Below are 18033 nucleotides of genomic sequence, written 5' to 3' on the forward strand. Positions count from 1 at the left end.
GACGCCCCGGATCGGCGTCAGAACAGCGTCGGCACGCCGTTCGTGATCCCGGTGCGGCGGCGGTCCCAGCCGGGGTCGGCGCGCTTCAGCGGGGAGACGCCGGCCTCTCGGTCGCTGCCGGGGCCCTCCACGCCGAGCGCCGGGCTGCGGACGTCCGTCGGGCCGTCCGAGAACCCCATCGACCCCGTCGCCGGGTCGACGCGGCCGAGCCCGACGCCGTGGGCCCGCATGATCGGACGGATGCGCTCGGCGAGCCAGCGCCGGTAGTCCTTCGGCGCGTACGTGTTGTCGAGGTACATCGCGCGGTACCGCGGGACGAGGTCCGGGTGTGTGCGCCCCAACCACTCCATGTACCAGGGCTTGACCCCCGGCTTCAGGTGGAGGGCCGAGTACATCAGGCTCGTGGCACCCGCCGCCGCCGCGCGTCCGATGGCGTCGTCGAGGTGGGCGATGGTGTCCGTGACGTACGGGAGCACGGGCATCAGGAACACCGAGCACGGCAGACCGGCGTCGACCACGGCACGGACGGTCGCGAGACGTGCCGAGGTCGTCGGGGTGCCCGGCTCGACGGACTGCTGCAGGTCGTCGTCGTACACGGCGATGGACATCGCCACGTCGACCGGCACGCTGCGGGCGGCCTCGACCAGGAGCGGGATGTCCCGGCGGAGCAGCGTGCCCTTCGTCAGGATGCTGAACGGGGTGCCGGACTCGGCCAGGGCCTTGATGATGCCGGGCATCAGGCGGTACCGGCCCTCGGCCCGCTGGTACGGGTCGGTGTTGGTGCCGAGTGCGACCGGGTGGCGGTCCCAGCTCGGCTTCGCGAGTTCACGGCGCAGGACCTCTGCCACGTTCGTCTTCACGACGATCTGCTGGTCGAAGTCGGCGCCTGCGTCGAACTCCAGGTAGGTGTGCGTGGGCCGGGCGAAGCAGTACACGCAGGCGTGGCTGCAGCCGCGGTAGGGGTTGATCGTCATCCCCCAGGTGTCCCCCTGCACCCCGTTGACCCGGTTCAGCGCGGACTTCGCCAGGACCTCGTGGAAGGTGACGTCCGCGAACTCCGGCGTCGTGACGCTCCGCACGAACCCGCTGTTCGACTCGAGCCCCGGCAGGGCGTTGTCGAGCGACGCGTCGATCGCCTGCCCGTTCCATCGCATGTCGTCATTCGAACACACGTTCGAACCCGATGCAAGCCGGGGAGGGTCAGCGCGAGCCGGGAGGCGTCAGTGGTGCAGGCCCAGCACCGCTGCCGTGCGGCCGAGGGTCTCGTCGGCGAGTGCCGCGTCGGCGCCGAGGTCCTTTCCGTAGGTCGGGACCATCACCCGGACGGCGTCTTCCCAGCGGTCCCAGCGGTCGGGGAAGCACTTCCGGAGCAGGCCGAGCATGATCGGCACCGCGGTCGAGGCCCCGGGCGACGCTCCGAGCAACCCGGCGATGGACCCGTCGGCCGCCGTGATGACCTCCGTCCCGAACTGCAGGACACCGCCCTTGTCCTTGTCGGGCTTGATCACCTGCACGCGCTGGCCGGCGATGATCTTGTGCCAGTGCTCCGGTTCGGCGCTCGGCATGAAGTCGCGCAGGGCGTCGAACTTGGTCGACTTCGACGCGAGCAGCTGTCCGATCAGGTAGCGCAGCAGGTCGAAGTTCGCGAAGGCGACACTCAGCATCGGGCGCAGGTTGTGCGGACGGATCGACCGGAACAGGTCGAGCACGGACCCCTGCTTGAGGAACTTGGGGCTGAAGCCGGCGTACGGGCCGAACATCAGCGAGGCCTTGCCGTCGACGATGCGGGTGTCGAGGTGCGGCACCGACATCGGCGGGGCGCCCACGCTGGCCTTGCCGTAGACCTTCGCCGCGTGCTTCTGGACGACCTCGGGGTCGTCGGTGCGGAGGAACTCCCCCGACACCGGGAACCCGCCGTAGCCGCGGATCTCCGGGATGCCCGACTTCTGGAGGAGCTGCAGTGCCCCACCGCCGGCGCCGACGAAGACGAACTTCGCGGCGATCTTCTGCGGGGACCGGCCGACCTCGTTCACGACGTCGAGGGCCCAGCCGTCGAACTCCTTGCCGCGGCTGATGTTCCGCACGCGGTGGCTCGGCTCGAACTCGACGCCGTCGACCTCGAGCTGGTCGAACAGCTGGCGGGTGAGCGACCCGAAGTCGACGTCCGACCCGGCGGCCGAGTACGTCGCCGCGATGGGCTGGTCCTTCTTGCGGCCGGGGATGAGCGCCGGCGCCCACTTCCGGATCTGCTCGGCGTCGTCACTGAACTCGAGCCCGGCGAACAGGGGGTGGTCCTTCATGGCCTCGTACCGAGCGCGCATGTAGGCGACGTTGTCGGCACCCCAGACGAAGGAGATGTGCGGCGTCGGGTTGATGAAGTTCGACGGGTCGGGGAGCGTGCCGGTCTCGACGAGGAACGACCAGAACTGCCGGGACACCTGGAACTGCTCGTTGACGTTGACGGCCTTCGTGATCTCCACGCGGCCGTCCGGCAGCTCGGGCGTGTAGTTCAGCTCGCAGAGGGCGGAGTGCCCGGTGCCGGCGTTGTTCCACGGGTTCGAGCTCTCCTGCGCGACGCTGCCGAGGCGCTCGTAGACCCGGATCTTCCACGACGGCTCCAGCCGGTGGATGAGCGCGCCCAACGTGGCGCTCATGATGCCGCCCCCGATGAGGACGACGTCGATCGGGTCCACCTGCTTCTCTGCCACCAGACGATCCTAGCGTCGGGCGCTGACAGCGCGACCGGTGGTCGAGACGGTTCCGGGATGACGGACGGGAGGCCTGGTGCCAGCTGGCACCGGGCCTCCCGTCCGTCGGGTGGTGCGTCCCGTCAGGTCGTGCGTCCGGTCAGGCGGCGACCGCGCGACGCGCGACCACGACCTCCGCGATCTGCACGGCGTTCAGTGCCGCGCCCTTCCGCAGGTTGTCGTTGCTGACGAACAGGACCAGGCCGCGGCCCTCGGGTGCGGACTGGTCGGCGCGGATGCGTCCGACGAACGTCGAGTCCTGCCCGGCGGCCTGCAGCGGCGTCGGGACGTCGGACAGTTCGACCCCCGGCGCGGCGGCGAGGACCTCGGTCGCGCGCTCCGGCGACAGCGGCCGGGCGAACTCGGCGTGCACCGAGATCGAGTGGCCGGTGAACACCGGCACGCGGACACAGGTGCCGGCGACGAGCAGGTCGGGGAGCTCGAGGATCTTCCGGCTCTCGTTTCGGAGCTTCTTCTCCTCGTCGGTCTCGCCGAGGCCGTCGTCGACGATGCTGCCGGCGAGCGGGATGACGTCGAAGGCGATGGGACGGACGTACTTGACCGGCTCGGGGAAGGTCACGGCGCTGCCGTCGTGCGTGAGCGCCGCGGTGTCCTGCTCGAGTGCGGCGCGGGCCTGGCCGAGGAGCTCCTCGACGCCCGCGAGCCCGCTGCCGGAGACCGCCTGGTAGGTGGTCGCGACGAGGCGCTGCAGACCGGCCTCGGCGTCGAGGACCTTCAGCACCGGCATGATCGCCATCGTCGTGCAGTTCGGGTTCGCGATGATGCCCTTGCCCGCGGCGTCGATGGCGTGGGGGTTAACCTCGCTGACGACCAGCGGGACCTCGGGGTCCATGCGCCAGGCACTCGAGTTGTCGATCACCAGGGCGCCCGCGGCGGCGAACCGCGGTGCGAGCGCACGGGACGCGGTGGCCCCGGCCGAGAACAGCGCGATGTCGATGCCCGACGGGTCGGCGGTCTCGCTGTCCTCGACGACGACGTCCTGCCCACGGAAGGACAGGGTCGTGCCGGCGGACCGGGCGCTCGCGAAGAAGCGGACGGTGGTGGCAGGGAAGTCGCGCTCCTCGAGCAGACGACGCATCACGGCACCGACCTGGCCGGTGGCGCCGACGACGGCGACGGTGAGTTCTCGGGTCATGGGTGGCTCCTGGTGGTGCGGGTCAGCGGCCGGTGCCGGCGTAGACGACGGCCTCGCTGTCGGCGTCGAGGCCGAAGGCCTCGTGCACGACGCGCATGGCCTCGTTCAGCGTGTCGGCGCGGGTGACGACCGAGATGCGGATCTCCGACGTCGAGATCATCTCGATGTTGATCGACGCCTGGTGCAGGGCGCGGAAGAGCTCCGCGGACACGCCGGCGTTCGTGCGCATGCCGGCGCCGACCAGGGCGAGCTTGCCGATCTGGTCGTCGTACTGGATGCTCTCGAAGCCGATGTCCGCCTTCGCGACGCCGAGTGCGGTCAGGACGTTCTGGCCCTGGTCCTTCGGCAGCGTGAAGGAGATGTCGGTGCGACCGGTCGAGGCCGCGGACACGTTCTGCACGATCATGTCGATGTTGGCGCCGGCACGGGCCACGATCGTGAAGATCTCCGCCGCCTTGCCGGGCTGGTCGGGCACGCCGACGACGGTGATCTTGCCCTCGGAGAGGTCTCCGGCGATGCCGGTGATGATCGGTTCTTCCACGGTTTCCCCCTTCGCAGGGTTGTAGACGATGGTGCCCTCGGCGTTGGAGAACGACGAACGGACGTGGAGGGTGACGCCGTGCCGCCTGGCGTACTCGACGGCTCGGATGTAGAGGACCTTGGCGCCGGACGCCGCGAGCTCGAGCATCTCCTCGCTCGTGATGCGGTCGATCTTGCGCGCCTTGGGCACGATGCGGGGGTCGGCGGAGAAGATGCCGTCGACGTCGGTGTAGATCTCGCAGATGTCGGCGTCGAGAGCGGCTGCGAGGGCGACCGCCGTCGTGTCCGACCCGCCGCGGCCGAGCGTGGTGATCTCGCCCGTCGTGCGGTTGAAGCCCTGGAACCCGGCGACGATCGCCACGTGGCCGGCGTCGAGGGCCTCACGCACGCGCTTCGGGGTGACGTCGACGATGCGGGCCTTGCCGTGCTGGGCGTCGGTGAGCATGCCCGCCTGGCTGCCCGTGTACGACGAGGCCTCGACGCCCTGGCTCTTGATCGCCATCGCGAGCAGCGCCATCGAGATGCGCTCCCCCGCGGTGAGGAGCATGTCGAGCTCGCGGCCGGCCGGGATCGGGGTGACCTGGTGCGCGAGGTCGACGAGTTCGTCGGTGGTGTCACCCATCGCGGACACCGCCACGACGACGTCGTTGCCGGCCTTCTTCGTCTCGACGATCCGCTTCGCCACGCGCTTGATGCTCTCCGCGTCCGCGACGGAGGATCCACCGAACTTCTGCACGATCAAGGCCACGGGCGGGTACTCCTGGGACGAGGTGGTCCGCGACGGGCGCGGCTGTCGACAATCGTAGACGGTGTTTCGGGGATGTTGCGTGCGAGCGGTCGTCCACGCAACGATCGTGCGTGGTGGTGTCGGAGCGTCAGCCTCCGACGACGCGGCGGCCCTCGAACGCACGGCCGAGGGTGACCTCGTCCGCGTACTCCAGGTCGCCGCCGACGGGCAGTCCGGACGCCAGGCGGGTCGTCCTGATGCCCATGGGCACGAGCAGCCGGCTGAGGTAGGTCGCGGTGGCCTCCCCCTCGAGGTTCGGGTCGGTCGCGATGATGACCTCCTCCACGGTGCCGTCGGCCAGTCGGGTCATGAGCTGCTGGATCCGGAGGTCGTCCGGGCCGACGCCGTCGATCGGGCTGATCGCTCCGCCGAGCACGTGGTACAGCCCGCGGAACTCCCGGGTGCGCTCGATCGCGGCGACGTCCTTCGCCTCCTCGACCACGCAGATGGTCTGAGGCTGGCGGCGGGGGTCACGGCAGATGCTGCAACGCACCGACTCGGTCACGTTGCCGCAGACCTCGCAGAACCGGACCCGCTCCTTGACGTCCGCGAGCAGCTCGGCGAGCCGGGCCGGGTCGAACGACTCGTTCTGCAGGATGTGGAACGCGATGCGCTGCGCCGACTTCGGGCCGATGCCGGGCAGGCGGCCGAACTCGTCGATGAGGTCCTGGACGATGCCGTCGTACATCAGTTGCCTTCGCTCAGGGTGGTCTCCTCGATGAACTGCGCGCCGAGGATCTCACGCACCACGGCCTCGCCGTAGCGACCGGGGACGGGGGCACGGCGCGGCTGCTGGGCCGGGGCCTGTCGTGCCGGACGCTGCTGTGCGGGAGCGGCCTGCTGCGGTGCCTGCTGCGTCGGTGCCGGCTGTGCGGCGGCCGGTGCCTGCTGCGTCGGTGCCTGCTGCGTCGGTGCCGGACCCGCCGCGCGACCGCCGAAGCCGGGGTCGGGGAACGGGGCGCCGTCGTCGTAGGGGCCGTCGTCGAAGGGGGCGTCGTCCATCGGGTAGTCGTCGACGGGGACGTCCGACCGGGGTGCTGCTGCGCCGGGTGCCGTGGCAGACGCCCGCTGCCCGTCGCGGTCTCCGGACGCGGACGAACTGGGCGCCGCGTCCGGGGAACCGGCACGCGATGATGCCGCGGCGACCGGAGCGGTGGTGGTCGTCGTCGTCGGGGCGACGGTGTCCGACGGCCCGGTCGACCCGAAGGGCGCTCCCCAGGCCGGCTCGACGTCCTCGGGGACGGCGCCGGTGCTCGGGTCCGTGGACGGGATGGTCGCGACGGCCCACTCGGTCACGGGGTCGTTCGACACAGGCGCCTGCTGCACGGCCGGCACGGACTCCTGCTGCTGCGGCTCGGGCGGCGCGGACTCCGGCTGCTGCTCCTGCTGCTCGGGCGCGCTCCGCGGCGACTCCTGCCGGGACGACGCCACCGGTGCGGCGGCAGCGGGCGACGCCTGTGCCTGCTGGGCCGACGTGGGCTGTGCTGACGCGGGCTGTGCCGACGCGGGCTGCGCCGGAGCCTGCGCGGACGGGGTCGTCGGTGCCGGCACGGGTGCAGGTGCCGGTTGGGCCGACGTGGGGCGCTGTGCGGCGGCAGGCTGGTCCCGCGGCGGCTCGGCCGGACGCTGCTGTCCGGGGCCGCCGGCACCACCGGGACCGCGGGCGACGAACTTCACCCGGAACCCGAGCACGTCGAGGATCGCCGCACGGACGAGTTCGCTGACGCTGGTGGCGGGGTCGGCCATCTCCTTGAACGAGGCGACGTCCTGCTGGCTCGGGAACGTCAGCGTCAGGACGTCGTCCCGCAGCGCGGTCACCTGTGCCGTGACGACGACCGTCCACGCGGAGCGCTTGGCGTGCTGCACGTGCTCGAGGACCTGCGTCCACGAGTCCCGCATCTGCTGGAGCCCGACCGGCGCGATCGGACGGACCGCCGGCTCCGAGCCGATGACGGTGCCCTGGCCGGTGGACGACGACGAGGCGTGCTCGCTGGGCGCCGACGCGGCAGCACCCTGGCGGTCGGTGGACTCGGCGGTCGGTGACGCGTCGGTACCCGGCGTCGACGACGAACCTGATGACCGAGACGAGTCCGCGCTGCCCGGAGCCACAGCGGCCCACGAGGCGGCGGCGTCCTGCGCTGCCGAAGCAGCAGCCGGGGCACCCTGCGGAGCGTCTCCAGCAGAGGGCGACACAGCGGAGGACGGCACGGCAGACGACGGCACCGACGACGACCCGGCCGCGCCGATCGTTCCGGGCGCACTGCTGGCGCTCGTCGACACGGGCTCGGACTGCCGGACCGGCTGCATCGAGGACGAGGCCGGCACCGTCGCCGACGACACCGACGGCGCGGCATCGCGGACGGGTGCGGCAGCCGACGACCCTGCGGACGGCGCCGACTCGAGCACCGCGGGACCACCGCTGTGCCCACCAGCGTCACCGACACCGACGCGGCGTTCGAGCCGCTCGACCCGCGCGAGCGCCCCGCGCTGGGAGTCGTCGGCCTCCGGCACGAGCATCCGCGCGACCATCAGCTCGAGGTGCAGCCGCGGCGACGTCGCCCCCGTCATGTCGGTGAGCGCCCGGTTCGCGATGTCCGCGCCGCGGGACAGCCCCGTCGCGCCGAACACGCCCGCCTGCCGCGACATGGTGTCGAGCTCCTCGGGTGAGACGCCGCGCAGCACTGCTCCGGCGCTCTCGTTCGTCGCGGCGACGACGATGAGGTCGCGGAGGCGTTCGAGCAGGTCCTCGACGAAGCGGCGGGGGTCCTGCCCGGTCTGCACGACGCGGTCCACGGCGGCGAAGGCCGAGCCCGGGTCGGCGACGGCGAGCGCGTCGACGACGTCGTCGAGGAGTGCGCTGTCGGTGTACCCGAGCAGGGCGACGGCGCGCTCGTAGCGGAGCGCCCCGTCTTCACTGCCGGCGATGAGCTGGTCGAGCAGGGAGAGGGTGTCGCGGACGGAGCCGCCACCGGCCCGGACGACGAGGGGCAGCACGCCGGGCGCCACGGTGACGGACTCCTGCGTGCAGAGCTGTTCGACGTACTCGAGCATCGCGGCGGGCGGGACGAGCCGGAAGGGGTAGTGGTGCGTGCGCGACCGGATCGTCCCGATGACCTTCTCGGGTTCGGTGGTGGCGAAGATGAACTTGACGTGCTCCGGCGGTTCCTCGACCAGCTTGAGCAGCGCGTTGAAGCCCTGCGGCGTCACCATGTGGGCTTCGTCGAGGATGAAGATCTTGTAGCGGTCGCGCGCGGGGGCGAACACGGCGCGGTCGCGGAGGTCGCGGGCGTCATCGACACCGTTGTGGCTTGCGGCGTCGATCTCGATGACGTCCAGCGACCCACTGCCGCCGCGCGCGAGTTCGACGCAGCTCGGGCAGACGCCGCACGGGGTGTCGGTGGGGCCCTCCGCGCAGTTCAGGCAGCGTGCGAGGATGCGCGCCGACGTCGTCTTGCCGCAGCCGCGCGGTCCGCTGAACAGGTACGCGTGGTTGACGCGGTTGGTGCGGAGCGCCGTGCGGAGCGGGTCGGTGACCTGCGACTGCCCGATGAGCTCGGCGAAGTTCTCAGGCCGGTAACGGCGATACAGGGCGGTGACCACGCGACAAGGGTAGCCGGGACGGCCGACACCCGGAGGCCGCTCTCCACAGGCTGCCCGGGGCCCTGGAGCCGCCGCCGCCTGACGGTGCCGGGACCCGGGAACGGCAGCGCGCCTCCCGGCCGTCAGGACGACGGTCGGGAGGCGCGCTGGGGGTCGAGCGGTCAGCTCCGGCGGCGGCGTACGCCGCGTGCCAGGCGCGACAGTCCGAGCAGCAGGAACCCGAGGACCACCAGGCCGCCGGCGGCTGCGGCGAGCGGCGCGACGTCGGCGCCGGTGAAGGCGAGGTCACCGCGCGGCGTCCCCTGACCGGTGGTGCCGCCGGTGGTGCCGCCGGTGGTGCCGCCGGTCGCGCCGCCGGTCACCCCGGAGCCCAGCAGACCCGTCCCACCGGTCCCGCCCAGACCGGGCTGACCCGGCGTGCCCGGCTGACCCGGCTGACCCGGCGTGCCCGGCTGACCCGGCTGGCCGGGCGTGCCCGGCTGGCCCGGGTCCGTCGGCTGACCCGGTGTGACCGCCGCGCGGTCCACCATGACGGTCCACTCCTGCACCGCGGACGTGACCCCGCGGACCGTCTGCGTCGCCGAGAGCCGGTGAGTCCCGACGGGCAGCCGGAGCACGAGCGACCAGGAGCCGTCCGCGTCGGCCGTGGCCGTCATCGGCGTGCCGTCGCCCGCCCAGACCGTGACGGTGGCGCCCGGCTCGGCGGTCCCGGTGATCATCCAGTCGACCCAGCCCGCGTCTCCGGCGGTCTGGTGCGATCCGTGCACCGGCGAGGTGACCGCGAGCGGGTCCACCGCGTCGACCACGATCGTCACCGTCGGCGACTGCGCGTCCACCCCGGTGACGGTCTGCGTCGCCCGGATGGTCCACTCCCCCTCGGGGACCCGGTCGAACACGACGCTCCAGTGACCGTCGTCGTCCGCCATGGCGGTGCGCACCTGGCCGTCGGACAGGGTGACCGTGACCATGACGCCCGGTGTGGCCTGCCCCGTCACCGTGAACGAGCCCGTCGAGCCCGTCCCGGTGGCCGGGATGAGCTGCCCGCTCGTGGGCGACGTGATGACCACGTCGGTCGGCTGGGCCATGACGACCCGCACGTCGGCGGTCACGGGGTCGGACGTGCGACCCCCGACCGTCTCCGTGACGGACACCGTGTGGGTGCCCGTCGAGACGTCGTCGACGGTGACCGTCCACGAGCCGTCGTCGCCGGCGACGGTGGTGACCGTCTGCCCGTCGAGCTCGACCGTGACGCTCGCCCCGGGCTCGGCGGTGCCGCTCACCGGGACGTCCGCGGTGTCACCCGTCACCGGGAACACCTGGCCGTCGGTGGGGCTCGACACGGTCACCGGCGTCGCGGCGACCACGGAGAACCCGACCTCGGGGGCGGTGCTGCCCCGGCCGTCGACGGTCTGCGTCGCGGCGATCGTGTGCCGACCGGTGCCGATGCCCGGCACCGTGACGCGCCAGGCGCCGTCGGTGTCGGCCGTGGTCGTGACCGCCGTGCCGCCGTCGACCGCCACGGACACCGCGGCGCGTGCCGCTGCCGTGCCCGTCACGACGACGTCGGTCGAACCACCGAGCACGCGGTACACGGTGCCCGCCGCGGGCGAGGTCACGACGATGCTCTCCGCGTCGGCGACCACGACGGTGAAGCCGCGGCCGACCGGGTCGGAGGTCGTGCCGTTGACGACCTGCGTCACCGACAGCTGGTGGGCGCCGGCGTCGAGGCCCTCGAGGGTGGTGGTCCAGCGGCCGTCGGTCCCGACGGGCACTGCGACGGGGTCGCCCCCGTCGGCGACGACCATGACGGTGGCGCCGGGCTGGCCGGTGCCGTTGACGACCACGTCCGTGCCGGTGGTGCCGGCGGGGACGGTGATCGTCGAGCCGGCTGCGGGGGCGTCGATCGCCAGGGTGGTGGCACCGGCGACGGTGAACCGCGAGGTGACCGGGCTCGACGTCGACCCGTCGACCGTCTGGGTGGCGCGGACGGTGTGGCGCCCCGTCCCGACCCGGGTGAAGTCGACCGACCAGGTGCCGGCGTCCGTCGCGGTGGTGCTCCGCTCGGTGCCGTCGTCGAGACGGACCCGGACGGTGGCACCGACCGCGGCGGCACCGGTCGCGGTGACGGTGGTGGTTGAGTCGTCCTGGGCGACGCGGATCGTCGACTGGTCCGCGGGGACCGCGATCGTGAGCGGGTCGGCGACGACGACGTGGACCGGCACGGTCACCGGGGCGGACTGCGTGTCGCCGATGCGCTGCGTCACCGACACCACCGGGTCACCGGCTCCGACGTCCGTGACGTCGACGGTCCAACGGCCGTCGCGGTCGACGGTCGTGGACTCGCTCCGGCCGCCACCGAGGTCCACGACCACGTTCGCGCCGGGCTCGGCGGTCCCGCTGACACGGATCGTGGTGGTGGCGTCCGCGTCACTGACGCGGAACTGCGCGTCAGTGGTCGGTGTGGTGACCCGGACGGGTGCGCCGGCGACGACCTCGAAGGTCGCGGTGACAGGAGCCGTCGAGGTGGACCCGCCGACGGTCTGCGTGACGCTGACGTCGTGGTCGCCGACGCCGAGACGCGGGACCTCGACCGTCCAGGTGCCGTCCGTGCCCGCGGTGACGTCCACCGGGTCGCGGTCGGCCACCGTCACCGTCACGGTGGCGCCCGGCTGGGCGTCACCGGCGACGACGACCGTCGTGGTCTGGTCGCCGTCGGCGACCGTGACCGGCTCGTCGGCGTCGGGCTGGCGGATCGTCAGGTCGGCCGCGGCCACGACGGCCACGGGGCGTTCGACCGCCGCGCTCGTCGTGCCGTTCACCGACTGGGTCACCGATGCGGTGTACGAACCGGTGGGCACGTCCTGCACGGTCGTGTCCCAGGTCCCGTCGCGCCGCACGGTGGTGGTCGCGGAGCCCCCGGCGCCGAGGTCGACGGTCACCGTGGCGCCGGGCTGGCCGGCCCCCGCAAAGTCGACGTCGGTGGTGGCGTCGTCGTCAGCGACCGTGACGCGGGTGGCGCCCGCGGGGTCGGTGACGGTCAGCCGCGCACCGGCGACCACGGAGACCGCGACGGGCCCCGCTGCCGAGGTCTGGCCGGCGAACCGCTCAGTCGCGGTGACCCGGAGGTCACCGACGGGCCGGTCCTGGAAGGTCCAGGTCCAGGCGCCGTCGTCATCCGCGGTGACGGTCCGCGTGGAACCGTCGGAGAGCCGGACCGTGACGGACGCGCCCGGCTGCGCCGAGCCTCCCGTCCGCACGTCAGCCGTGCCGTTCGCGTCCGCGACGACGAGGCGTGTGCCGTCCTCCGGCGTCGTGATGGTGACGTCGTCGGCTGCCTGCACCGAGACCGTGCGGGCCGGACTGGAGGCCGTGGTGCCGGCCACGGTCTGGGTCGCGGTGACGGGCTGGTCGCCCACCGGCACGCCGGTGAAGGTGACGGTCCAGTCGCCGTCGGCGTCCGCGGTGGTGGTCAGCTCGTCGTCGCCGAGGCGCACCGTGACCGGCGCACCCGCCGCGGCGGTACCCGAGACGGTGACGTCGCGCGTGCCGTCGTCGCCGATGACGTACAGGACGGCGTCGGCAGCCGGGCTGGTGACCGTCACCGGGTCCGCGGCCGTGATCGTGACGGTGCGGTCGACGGCGGCCGAGGTGGCGCCGCCGAGCGTCTGCGTGACCGACACCGGGTGGTCGCCGACGGCGAGGTCCGGGAACGTGACCGTCCACGTGCCGTCGTCACCGACGGTCGCGGTCTGCTCGGGGGCTCCCGGGGTGGTCGCCGTCACGGACGCGCCGGGCTGGGCGGTGCCGGAGACGGAGACGTCGGTGGTGACGTCCTCCCCCGCGACGGTGGTGATGTCGTCGGCGCCGGGCGTGGTGATCCGGACCGGGGCCGCCGTGACGACCTGGAACGTGATCGGCAGCGCGCTGGTGTCGACGCCGTTGACCGTCTGGGTGGCGTTCACGGTGTACGTGCCGGTGGGCGCGAGGTCCCGCGCGGTCACCGCCCAGACGCCGGTGTCGGCGTCGGCCGTCGTCGTGAGACGGCTGCCGCCCACGGCGACCACGACGTCCGCGCCGGGCTCCGCGGTGCCGGTGATCCGGACGGCCGTGGTGGCGTCCTCGTCGACCACCACGAACCGGAGGCCGGTCGGCGGGGTGTCGATCGTGATCGCCCGACCGGGCACGACGGTGAAGTCGCGGGTGACGACGGGGCCGGCCGTCCCGTTCACGGTCTGCGTCGCGGTGACGGTGTGTGCGCCGATCGGGAGCGCGGTGCCACCGGTCGTCGGGGCCGTCCAGCGGCCGTCGGGGCCGGCGGTGACCACGATCGGGTCGCCGTCGTCGAAGCGCACCGTGACGGTGGCGCCGGACTCGGCCGAGCCGCTCGCGATCACGGCTGCCGTGCGGTCGCCGCCCGCGGGGACCTCCTGCCGTACCGTCGGGGTGTCGATCTCGAGCGCGGCGCCGGCCTCGACGGTGAAGTCGCGGTCGATCGCGGTGCTCGTGGCGCCGTCCACGGTCTGCGTGACCGAGGCGGTGTGGTCGCCCGTGCGGACCCCCGGCAGCGTCACGCGCCAGGTGCCGCCGTCGGTGGCCGTGGTGGTGACGGGGTCACGGTCGTCGAGGACGACGCTGATCGCCGCCCCGGGCTCGGCGGTGCCGGTTACCGGGACGTCGATGCGCGAGGAGTCCTGCGCGACCGTGGTCGTCGACCCCTGGGTCGGGGCGGTCACGGCGAGCGGCGAAGCGGTGCGGACCGTCACGACCTGCTGGAGGACCGGCGAGGTCGTGCCGTTGACCGTCTGCGTGGCCGCGATGGTGTGCCGGCCGACGGGGACGTCGCGGACGGTGACCGTCCAGTCGCCGTCGTCGTCCGCCGTGGTCGTCGCCGTCAGGTCGCCGCCGAGGTCGACCGTGACGTCGGCGCCCGCCTCCGCCGTGCCGGTGACCGGCAGGTCGGTGCGCTGGCCCAGCACGGTGACGACGTCGCCGTCGGCCGGGTCGGTGATGGTCAGCGGGTCGCCTGCCGTGACCGCGAAGGTCGAGGTGACCGGGCGGGACGTGGAGTCGCCGACCGTCTGCGTGGCCGTGACGGTCCGGGGACCGACGGGGACGCCACGGAAGATGGTGGTCCAGGCGCCGTCTTCGTCGGCGGTGACCGTGGCGACGAACGCGCCGCCGATCGCGACGTCGACGCGGGCCTCGGGCGCAGCGGTGCCGCGGACCGTGACCGGCGTGGTCGACGACGCGTCGGCGACCACGATCGTGCTGTCGTCCGCCGGTGCCGTGATCGTCAGCGCCGGAGCGGCCGTCACCGAGAACGCGCGGGTGACCACGGCGCTGGTGGACGTACCGACCGTCTGGGTGACCCGGGCGGTGTGGTCGCCGACGGGGACCCGCTGGAGCGTGGTCGACCAGGAGCCGTCGGCGTCCACCGTGGTGCTGGCCGTGCGACCGGCACCCGCGTCGACGGCGATCGTCGCACCGGGCTGCCCGGCGCCCGAGACGCGGACGTCGCGGGTGGCGGCGGCGTCGGCGACCGGGAACTCCTGCCCGGCGGTCGGGGTGGTGACGGTCAGGGCCGCTGCCTGGACCACGCGGAAGGTGCGCGTGACGGGGGCGGAGGTCATGTCCCCCACGGTCTGCGTGACGCTCGCCGTGTGGCTGCCGACCGGGACACCCGGGACGGTGACGGACCACGCGCCCGTGTCGTCGGCGGTGCCCGTCGCGGTGCGGCCGTCACCGAGGTCGACGGCGATCGTGGCGTTCGGCGTCGCCGAGCCCGTCAGCGTGACCGGGGCCGAGGCACCCGCGATGGTGAAGGTCTGACCGGTGGTCGGCGTGGCGATGGTCAGTGCCCGCTGGGCGACGACCGCGAAGGTCTGGGTCGCCGTGCCGGCGGGGGCACCACCGATGGTCTGGGTGGCCGTGGCGGTGTGGGTGCCCGTCGGGACCATCCCGACCGCGGTCGTCCAGGTGCCGTCCGCGGCGACCGTGGCCGTGGCGGTGCGGCCGTCGCCGAGGTCGACCGCGATCGCGGCGCCCGGGTCACCGGTGCCGCTGACCGTGATGGACCGGGTGGCGGTCTCCGTCGGGACGCTGAACGACTGGTCGGCCGTCGGGGCGGTGATCGTCACCGGAGCGACCGCTGCCGCCCGCACGGTGGAGGTGGCGAGGTCGACGGTGGAGACGTCCGCGCCGGGCAGGATCGACAGGCGCAGGGCGTGGACACTGTGGGTCCCGGCGTCGGAACCGCGGCGGTCGCGGAACCCGGTCGTGGTGTCCTGCGCGTTCACGGTGAGGTCGATCACCTGGCGCAGCAGCAGCACCACGGGCGAGAGCAGGCGCGAGACCGCCGTGGTCGTCGCGGTCAGCGTGGTCCCGAGCGTGGTGAGGGCATCCCCGGTGAGCAGCGGCCCGGCGACGGCGCGGACGCCCGGGATGAGCGTGGTGGTCACGACCGGCGTGACGACGGGGAGCAGTGCCGAGCCGAGGAGCCCGAGACCCGACGCGGTGACCGTGGGCTGGCCGGTGGTCGTGCCGAGGACCTGCCCGAGCGTGGAGGTGACGTTGACGACGAGGGGCGCGACCGGCAGTCCGAGCAGCGTGGCGTTCGCCGTGACGCGGATCGAGATCGCCGTGGAGTTGATCGTGTTGACGACTGCGGTCTGCAGCGCCGTCGGCAGCTGGCGTCCGAGGATGTCCGCGATCGCCGTGTTGATCGACGTCACCGCCTGCTGCGTCAGCACCGGTGTGTTCGCGGGCTGGCCGTTCAGCGCCGTGAGCTGGTCGAGGTCGACCGTGACCGCGCCCGTCGACGGGGTGAGGGTGACCGCCCCGGACGTGAGCGGCTGCGACAGGACCTGCGTCAGCGTGTCGTCGAGGTTCAGGTCGACGGTCGCCCGCGCGGTCGTCCCGTTGAGGGAGATGACCCCGAGGGAGGACAGCGCCCCGGTGAGCCCGGTCGTCAGCTGCCCGGTGATGCCGGAGAGCGCGCCGTTCGCCCCGAGGGTCGAGTTCACGCCGGACGAGAACGTCCGGAGGTCGCTGCGGAGCGACGTGGTCAGCCCGGCGACCGCCGGGCTCTGCAGGCTGAGCTGCGCGTTCGCGATCCGGTAGTCGCTCGTGGTGGTGACCGTCGAGCCACGCGCGGCCGAGATCGTCGACGCCAACGCCCCGACGGTGAGCCGCCCGTCGGCGAGCACCGATGCGTCCGCACCGACGCGGGACAGCAGCGGGTTCAGGTTGACGGTCGCGCCGGACCCGTTCGTGCCGGAGCCGACGCCGATCGCCCCGTTGCCCGTGACCGCCCCCGAGGACGCGGTGGCACCGGTGGCCGACGTCGTGGCGTACTGCCCCGCGACGCCGAGCCGGAGGATCCCGTTCGGCCCGAGCAGGTCGATGTCGTTCCCGAGGTCGACGTTGAGCGCGTTCAGGGCCGTGACGTCGAGCGGCTGGCTCGAGGTGCCCCCGCCGCCCGTCGTGCCCCTGGCCGAGTACGCGCCGGCGAGCTGCGCGAGGGTGTCGACGTCGACGATGCCCGATCCCCCGAGCAGGACGCCTTCGCCCTCGGTGAGGTCCGTCTGGGCCGCCGCCGCGGGCTGGATCGCCACGGTCGCGGCGATCAACGCGGTGACCGTGGCCACGACGCCGGTGCGGAGCAGCAGTCGTCGGTCGTCGGCGGAGGGCCGTCCTGTCCTGTCGCCGGTCCCGTGCGTTCGGGTACCACGAAGCGACACGTGCTTGCGCATGTGTGTTCCTCATCCTGACGGGCACGCCCGTCACCTGATCCTCGGATTCCCGCCGGTGGTGAGCCGGAGGGGGTGTTCCTCCCGATGGTTCGTCGGGAGTGGTCGGGACCCTGGTTGGGGGTTCCTGGGACGATCTTCACACACGATCGGGACGTTGTCCCGCGCGGACACGAAAAAGACTCCTCACGCACCCGCCAGAGCCCGGTTGCCCTTGCTGCGTTTCCGCCCTGGGGGAGTTGGCCTGGATGGCGTCACGTGAGGAGCCGCCGAGAAGTCTACCGGATCGCAGGGAGCAGGATTGACGCCATGAAGATCGCCATCGCCGGAGGACACGGCCAGATCGCCCTCCTCCTCGCTCGACAGCTCACCGACGCCGGACACCAGGCGCTCAGCATCGTCCGCAACCCCGCTCACGTCGCCGACGTCGAGCAGACCGGTGCGCGCGCGATCGTCGCGGACCTCGAGCAGCTGGACGACGACGACCTGGCGCTGCGCCTGCGCGGTGTGGACGCGGTCGTCTTCGCCGCCGGTGCCGGTCCGGGCAGCGGGGCCGAGCGGAAGCTCTCCGTCGACCGCGACGGCGCGGTGCTGCTGGCGGACGCCGCCGTGCGGTCCGGCATCGAGCGCTACGTGATGATCTCCGCGATGGGCGCCGACACGTACGACGCCACCCGGGCCGTGGTGCCGGCGCAGGACGAGGACGCGGTGTTCCAGGTCTACCTCCGGGCCAAGGCCGAGGCCGACGCGAACCTCCGGGCACGCCGCCTGCGCTGGACGATCGTGCGCCCCGGTGGGCTGCTCGACACGCCGCCGCAGGGCACCGTCACCGTGGGCCGCACTGTTCCGCGCGGGTCGATCCCCCGTGCCGACGTCGCCGCGGTCGTCCTGCACGCGCTGCTCGACGACACCGCGGTGGGCGTGCAGTTCGAGGTCACGAGCGGCGACGCCCCGATCCCGGCGGCGCTCGCAGCGCTGGGCTGACGCGGGGGCGGGCGCTGTCCGCGCGAGACACCCCCGTCTGCGCGAGACACCGGCGTCTCGTGCGGCGTCAGCGGCGAGACACCCCCGTCTGCGCGAGACACCGGCGTCTCGTGCAGCGTCAGCAGCGAGACACCCCCGTCTGCGTGAGACGCCGCGAACCCCTCGAGACGCCGCGTGTTTCGGCGGCGTCTCGAACGTGTGGAGGCGTCTCACCGAGACACCGGCGTCTCGTGCAGCGTCAGCAGCGAGACACCCCCGTCTGCGCGAGACGCCGCGAACCCCATGAGACGCCGCGTGTTTCGGCGGCGTCTCGGACGTGTCGCGGCGTCTCACCGAGACACCGGCGTCTCGTGCAGCGTCAGCGGCGAGACACCCCCGTCTGTAAGAGACGCCGCGAACCCCTCGAGACGCCGCAGATTTCGGCGGCGTCTCGCACGTCCGGCGGCGTCTCCCCGAGACACCGGCGTCTCA

Annotated in this window: 8 protein-coding genes and 1 other RNA gene; 1 reads left to right on the top strand and 8 read right to left on the bottom strand. The window is 73.0% G+C overall.

What is annotated here, in order from left to right:
* Positions 1-17: 17 nt before the first annotated feature.
* The 8 genes from OXR63_RS07330 to ffs all read right to left on the bottom strand — a co-directional run bounded on the left by OXR63_RS07330 (position 18) and on the right by ffs (position 16849).
* Complete coding sequence (locus OXR63_RS07330; RefSeq protein ID WP_267421438.1) at positions 18-1154, bottom strand: Rv2578c family radical SAM protein; 1137 nt, start codon at positions 1152-1154, stop codon at positions 18-20.
* A 66-nt stretch (positions 1155-1220) separates the two neighbouring features.
* Positions 1221-2708, bottom strand: a complete 1488-nt coding sequence (locus OXR63_RS07335) for a malate:quinone oxidoreductase (protein WP_267421441.1) — start codon at positions 2706-2708, stop codon at positions 1221-1223.
* A gap of 139 nt (positions 2709-2847) precedes the next feature.
* Complete coding sequence (locus OXR63_RS07340; protein ID WP_267421443.1) at positions 2848-3903, bottom strand: aspartate-semialdehyde dehydrogenase; 1056 nt, start codon at positions 3901-3903, stop codon at positions 2848-2850.
* Positions 3904-3925: 22 nt separating this feature from the next.
* Positions 3926-5191, bottom strand: coding sequence for an aspartate kinase (locus tag OXR63_RS07345; RefSeq protein ID WP_071270270.1), 1266 nt, complete (start codon positions 5189-5191; stop codon positions 3926-3928).
* Positions 5192-5318: 127 nt separating this feature from the next.
* Entirely contained in the window at positions 5319-5918 is a 600-nt protein-coding gene (recR, locus tag OXR63_RS07350) for a recombination mediator RecR (RefSeq protein ID WP_071270267.1), read from the bottom strand.
* Positions 5918-8830 (bottom strand): DNA polymerase III subunit gamma and tau, encoded by a 2913-nt coding sequence (locus OXR63_RS07355; RefSeq protein ID WP_267421449.1) that lies wholly within the window; start codon positions 8828-8830, stop codon positions 5918-5920. The genes recR and OXR63_RS07355 overlap by 1 nt, the downstream gene beginning before the upstream one ends.
* 161 nt (positions 8831-8991) lie before the next feature.
* A complete protein-coding gene (locus OXR63_RS07360; RefSeq protein ID WP_267421452.1) occupies positions 8992-16581 on the bottom strand; it encodes a choice-of-anchor G family protein in 7590 nt (2529 codons plus the stop codon).
* Positions 16582-16752: 171 nt separating this feature from the next.
* Positions 16753-16849: signal recognition particle sRNA small type (gene ffs, locus OXR63_RS07365), an RNA gene on the bottom strand.
* Positions 16850-16887: 38 nt separating this feature from the next.
* On the opposite strand from ffs, the gene OXR63_RS07370 reads away from it, so the two are divergent.
* Entirely contained in the window at positions 16888-17562 is a 675-nt protein-coding gene (locus OXR63_RS07370; protein ID WP_267421455.1) for an NAD(P)H-binding protein, read from the top strand.
* Positions 17563-18033 lie beyond the last annotated feature (471 nt).

It is taken from the genome of Curtobacterium sp. GC_Cur_3 (genome assembly GCF_026544205.1).
GTDB lineage: Bacteria > Actinomycetota > Actinomycetes > Actinomycetales > Microbacteriaceae > Curtobacterium.

Excerpts from the sequence above, each read along its gene's own strand:
- OXR63_RS07340 (WP_267421443.1), bottom strand. The coding sequence starts at position 3,903 with ATGACCCGAGAACTCACCGTCGCCGTCGTCGGCGCCACCGGCCAGGTC.
- OXR63_RS07360 (WP_267421452.1), bottom strand. The coding sequence starts at position 16,581 with ATGCGCAAGCACGTGTCGCTTCGTGGTACCCGAACGCACGGGACCGGC.
- OXR63_RS07370 (WP_267421455.1), top strand. The coding sequence starts at position 16,888 with ATGAAGATCGCCATCGCCGGAGGACACGGCCAGATCGCCCTCCTCCTC.
- OXR63_RS07330 (WP_267421438.1), bottom strand. The coding sequence starts at position 1,154 with ATGCGATGGAACGGGCAGGCGATCGACGCGTCGCTCGACAACGCCCTG.
- recR (WP_071270267.1), bottom strand. The coding sequence starts at position 5,918 with ATGTACGACGGCATCGTCCAGGACCTCATCGACGAGTTCGGCCGCCTG.